This window comes from Oleiphilus sp. HI0128, from assembly GCF_001635365.1.
Genome location: NZ_LWGG01001231.1, coordinates 1 through 1,330, shown reverse-complemented (window position 1 = coordinate 1,330; position 1,330 = coordinate 1). Strand labels below are relative to the sequence as shown.

Below are 1,330 nucleotides of genomic sequence, written 5' to 3'. Positions count from 1 at the left end.
TCATTGGTGATATCTAGCGTTTGTGGCTCGCACTTTGATGGTGTCTGTCCGCACAACGCGTCTAGTTTATCTTCTGAGCGAGCGCTTGCTATGATTGATTTATCAAACTTCGCCAAGGCGGTGACGAGCGCTTTTCCAATCCCGGTGCTAGCACCAATTACCCAAATACGTTCAATATCATTCAGCATTGTCGGCTCCTGCTACTTCATAAAATATTTTAGAGTTTGGATAAGTTTCCCCATGACCGGTATGTGCTCATAGAGCAATTGCCCGCCATCAAAGTAGTCTCTGTGGTAGTGCACTTTGTCGTTGAAACGTATTAGGCTTGCCCCTTCAATCGTGATTATTCTGCCTTTATTTAGCTTCGGGTGAGCATATTTCATGGTCCAATTTAACATGGCATCATTGTCTGTAACCCACTGGTCATGGAAGGTGAACTGGCAGGAAAGTAAGTTCTGATACAGTGACGCGCAGTACCCTTGAAAGTTAGCTACGCCTTCTATCCGATGAAAGCTATCTTCGAATAATACGTCTGGTTCGTAGACTGCTTCAATGATTCCACTATCGCAGTTATTCGCATCGAGCGTGTGGAAGAGGTGCTTGAATCGCTCTACAACATTAGCGGGTGTTTCTGACTTTATAACGACGACTGACATGATGATTGTGCCTTTTTAAGTATGAACGTTTATGCTTGAACGTTTTTGTCTACCTTCTTCTAGGATACGAGAAGGCACAGGGTTCAGATCAGAAATAATTCTAAAAAAGCTCAATAGACGCAGTATCAAGTAAGAAATATCAATCTCCCACCAGTAGAAACCCTGCCTTGCAGAGACGGCAAAGCGGTGATGATTGTTGTGCCAGCCTTCTCCCAGGGTAAGCAGTGCAAGGAAAGCATTATTCCGACTTTGGTCTTTTGTCTCAAAGCGCCTTGATCCCCATACGTGACCAAGAGAGTTAATGGTGAAGGTGGCGTGAAACAAAAATACTGTAGAGATAAAGAAGCCCCAAACCAGAATTTGTAAACCATTAACGCCTGAGTTTGGTAAAGCATAAGCCAAGTATTCACCCAGCATGTACATGCCGATTGCGAAGAGAACGGGCACTAGGCTATCAAAGCGATTTAGAAAGCGGAGTTCAGGGAACTTCGCTAGGTCTTTTATGACACTGTAATCGGTTTTAAACCCTTCATCGCTCATGAACCATCCGACGTGACTCCACCAAAAACCATGAGCAATGGGAGAGTGTAAGTCTGACTCTTCATCTGAGTGCTTATGATGATTCCGGTGATGAGCGGCCCACCAAAGCGGGCCTCTTTGAGACGCTGAATTGC

3 protein-coding genes are annotated in these 1,330 nt (G+C 44.8%); all 3 read right to left on the bottom strand.

Annotation, left to right across the window (positions count from 1 at the left end):
- Window positions 1-188, bottom strand: a 188-nt coding sequence (locus tag A3763_RS20970) for an SDR family NAD(P)-dependent oxidoreductase (RefSeq protein WP_156495225.1), incomplete at its 3' end; no start/stop codon positions are given.
- A gap of 12 nt (window positions 189-200) precedes the next feature.
- On the bottom strand, window positions 201-656 hold the full coding sequence (locus tag A3763_RS20965) for a nuclear transport factor 2 family protein (protein WP_082880545.1): 456 nt from the start codon (window positions 654-656) through the stop codon (window positions 201-203).
- A gap of 15 nt (window positions 657-671) precedes the next feature.
- Window positions 672-1,330 (bottom strand): fatty acid desaturase (locus tag A3763_RS20960; RefSeq protein ID WP_068760441.1); only part of this gene is annotated, 659 nt, incomplete at its 5' end.

What these genes read in the sequence shown, in the direction of transcription:
- A3763_RS20965 (WP_082880545.1), bottom strand. Translation starts at nt 656, where the DNA reads ATGTCAGTCGTCGTTATAAAGTCAGAAACACCCGCTAATGTTGTAGAG.